At 73.4% G+C, this 4,155-nt stretch carries 1 protein-coding gene; it reads right to left on the bottom strand.

Annotated features, from left to right (window positions below; translation table 11 throughout):
- Window positions 1-4,135, bottom strand: a 4,135-nt coding sequence (locus ACFC8N_RS48660) for a type I polyketide synthase (RefSeq protein ID WP_376296081.1), incomplete at its 3' end; no start/stop codon positions are given.
- Window positions 4,136-4,155: the final 20 nt, after the last annotated feature.

Raw genomic sequence — 4,155 nt, 5'->3', positions numbered from 1 at the left:
CACCAGCCCCACCCACCACACCCACAGCACCCTCGGCACCCGACACCGAACCCCCCGGCGCCTCCTCCACGATCACATGCGCATTCGTCCCGCTGATACCGAAGGAGGACACGCCCGCCCGACGCCGTCCGTCGGTCGTGGGCCAGGGCTCTTCCTCGGTGAGCAGCTGCACGCTGCCGTCCATCCAGTCGACGTGCGGGGACGGCGCGTCGACGTGGAGGGTGCGCGGCAGCACGCCATGACGCATCGCCTGCACCATCTTGATCACACCGGCCACACCCGCGGCGGCCTGTGTGTGACCGATGTTCGACTTCACCGACCCCAGCCACAACGGCCGTTCCGGATCACGCTCCTGGCCGTAGACGGAGATCAGCGCCTGGGCCTCGATCGGATCGCCGAGCGCCGTCCCCGTGCCATGCCCTTCGACGGCGTCGACGTCGTCGGGGCTCAGGCCCGCGTTGCCGAGGGCCGTGCGAATGACGCGCTGCTGCGCCAGGCCGTTCGGCGCCGTCAGACCGTTGGACGCGCCGTCCTGGTTCACCGCCGAACCGCGGACCACCGCAAGCACGGGATGGCCGTTGCGCCGCGCGTCCGACAGCCGCTCCAGCAGGACCAGCCCCACGCCCTCGGAGAACCCGGTGCCGTCCGCGGCCGCGGCGAACGCCTTGCACCGGCCGTCGGGGGACATGGCGCGCTGCCGGCTGAACGCGGTGAAGGTGCCGGGGGTGGCGATCACGGTCACTCCGCCGGCCAGGGCCAGCGTGCACTCGCCCTGGCGCAGCGACTGTGCGGCCTGGTGCAGGGCGACCAGGGAGGACGAGCACGCCGTGTCCACGGTGACGGCGGGGCCCTGCAGCCCGAGGACGTAGGAGAGCCGGCCGGACACCAGGCTGAGCGCGTTGCCCGTCAGCAGCATGCCGTCCAGGCCTTCCGGCGCTTCGTGCAGCAGGGTGGAGCCGTACTCCTGGGCGAGGGCGCCCACGAAGACTCCGGTGTCGCTGCCCTTGAGGGAAGGCGGCGCGATGCCCGCGCGTTCGAAGGTCTCCCAGGCGGTCTCCAGCAGCAGCCGCTGCTGCGGATCCATCGCCAGCGCCTCACGCGGCGAGATCCCGAAGAACGCGGCGTCGAACCGGCTCACGTCCTCCAGGAACGCCCCCTGACGCACGTAGGAGGTGCCGGGCTTGTCGGGGTCCGGATCGTAGAGCCCGTCCAGGTCCCAGCCCCGGTCGGAGGGGAATCCGGTCACCGCGTCGGTTCCGTTGGCCACCAGGTCCCACAGTTCCTGCGGCGAGCCGACGCCTCCGGGATAGCGGCAGCCCATCGCCACGATCGCGATCAGGTCCTCGTCCGGCCCCGGGCGCGCGGCGGGCCGCGAGACAGCGACGGCGGACGACTCGGTACCGCTCCAGGTCTGCCACAGGTGCTCGGCGAGGGCCTGCGCCGTGGGATGGTCGAAGATGGTCGTGGGGGACAGTCGCAGGCCGGTGGCCTCGTTGAGGCGGTTGCGCAGTTCCACCGCGGTCAGTGAGTCGAAACCGAGGTCCTTGAAGACGCCGTCCGCGGGGACGGCCTCCGCTGTCTCGTGCCCGAGGGCGGTCGCCGCATGCGTCCGGACCAGGTCGAGCAGCGCCCGCCGTGCCTCCGGCTCCGACAGCCGCGCGAGCCATTCCCCGGCGGCGCCGGCGTCAGACGCGTCAGCCCCGGCCGCGGTACGCCTGACAGGGGTGCGCACAAGACCGCGCAGTACGGCGTGGACGCCACCGGGACGTCGGCGCAGGGCCGCGAAGTCGAAGCGCGCGGCCACGAAGGCGGCACCGTCACGGGCGACGGCGGCGTCGAACAGGGCCAGCCCGTGCTCGGCGGACAGGGGCTGTACGCCGTCCCGGGTGATCCGGCGCCGGTCGGTGTCGCCGAGATGTGCGGTCAGGCCGCCGTCCTCCCAAAGGCCCCAGGCCACGGTGGTGGCCGGCAGGCCGAGGGCGCGGCGATGCTCGGCGAGGGCGTCGAGGAACGCGTTGGCGGCCGCGTAGTTGGCCTGGCCCGGCCCGCCGAGGACGGCGGCGACCGAGGAGAACAGCACGAACTGTGCGAGATTCGCGTCGCGGGTCAGCTCGTGCAGGTGCACCGCCGCGTCCACCTTGGGACACATCACCGTCTCCAGCTGCTCCGGGGTGAGAGCCGAGGTCGTGGCGTCGTTCAGCACGGCCGCCGAGTGCACCACGGCGGTCAGCGGACGGTCGAGCCCGCCGAGCACGGTGGCGAGCGCCTCCCGGTCGGCGACGTCGCAGGCCACGATCGAGGTGCTCGCGCCCAACTCGGTTAGGCGCGCCTCCAGTTCGGCGGCACCGGGTGCCTCGGGGCCGCTCCTGCTGAGCAGCAGCAGATGGCGCGCGCTGTGCGCGGTGACCAGATGCTCGGCCAGCAGGGCGCCGATTCCGCCGGTGCCACCGGTGACCACGACGACGCCGTCGGGATCGAGGGTCTCCGCGTCGCGAACGGCCACGTCGAAGGCGCGCGTCAGACGGGGTACGAGCACGGAACCGGCGCGGACGGCCAGTTGGGGCTCGCCGGAGCCGACCGCCGCGACGAGGGCGGCGGCTTGCTCGGCGGACAGGACGGTCGTGGGCGCGGCCCCGGCGACGGACGTCGCGGGGCGCTCGACGTCCAGCAGGACGACGCGTCCGGGATGCTCGGTCTGGGCCGACCGCACCAGTCCCCACAGCGGTGCGCCGGCCAGGTCCGTGACACCGTCGTCGTCCGGTCCCGCCGCGACCGCACCGCGGGTGACCACCACCAGCCGGGCCGACTCGAAGCGCTCGTCGGCCAGCCATGTCTGAAGGTCGGTGAGCAGGTCCTGCGCGGCCGCGCGAGCGGCCGCCGGCAGGGCCGCGTCGGGGCGCGCCGACGGCGGGCAGGAGAGGAGCACCACGTCGGGCAGCGACACATCGGCAGCCTCGGCCGCCGCGGCCGCCACGTCCTGAAGACGGCCGTACGTGCGTACGTCGGCACCTGATTTCCGTATCCCGCGGGCCAGGTCCTCGGCGTCGGAGCCCACCACGCACCAGTGGCCCGGCGCCGAAGCCGCCGGCCCGAGCGGGGACAGCGGTGTCCACCGCGTCCTCAGCAGGGAGTGTCGGACCGCTTCGGTGGTCGGCGCGGCCGTCCCGTCGGCCATGGGACGGGTGGTCAGCGCGCCGACGGAGAGCACGGGGGTACCGGTCGGATCGGCGGCCAGCAGGGCCACACCGTCGGTGTCCGACCAGGTCAGACGTACCCGCAGCGCGGTGGCGCCCGATGCGTGCAGGTGCACGTCGTGCCAGGAGAAGGGGAGGCGCAGCGGCTCGGAATCCGAGCGCCGGGCCAGCTCGTTGAGGACGTCGGGATGCAGCGCCGCGTCCAGCAGCCCCGGGTGAATGCCCCAGCCGTCCGCGGCGTCCCGGTCCGGGAGGACGACGTCGGCGAACACCGTGTCACCGAGTCGCCACATGGCCCGCAGTCCGCGGAAGAGCGGCCCGTATCCGTATCCCACGGCCGCGAGTTGCTCGTAGACGTCCTCCGCGGACACCGGTTCGGCACCCCGCGGCGGCCAGTCGGTGAGGACGTCCGCCGCGTCCGGCTCCTCCGCCGGGGCCGGCCGGAGGAATCCGCTCGCGTGCCGGACCCACACCGGTTCCACAGCGACGACCCCGTCCGCGTGGTCCTGCCGTGCCGAGTGGACGCGCACCGCACGACGCCCGGACGAGTCCGGCGCCCCTACGGTGACCTGGAGGCTCACGCTCTCCTGCGCGGCCAGATCGAGCGGGGCCTCCAGGACCAGTTCCTCCAGGAAGGAGCAGCCCGTCTCGTCTCCGGCACGAATCGCCACGTCGACGAAGGCCGTGCCCGGAAAGATCACGGAGCCGCGCACCACGTGATCGGCGAGCCACGGATGCGTCGCCACGGACACCCGTCCGGTGAGCACCAGGGCGTCGGTGTCCGCCGAGTGGACCGCCGCGCCGAGCACCGGGTGGGTCACCGCCCGCTGCCCCACGGTCTTCGGGTCACCGCCGGCCGGCAGGCTGGTCAGCCAGTGGTGGTCGCCCTGGAAGGGATACGTCGGCAGGTCCGGATGCGGCACCACACGATCGCCATGCACGACCACACCCTCGACGAACG

It is taken from the genome of Streptomyces sp. NPDC055966 (assembly GCF_042269865.1).
In the GTDB taxonomy this organism is placed as follows: Bacteria; Actinomycetota; Actinomycetes; order Streptomycetales; family Streptomycetaceae; genus Streptomyces.
The sequence above is the reverse complement of the archived record's forward strand: the minus strand, read 5'-3'. Positions and strand labels throughout refer to the sequence as shown.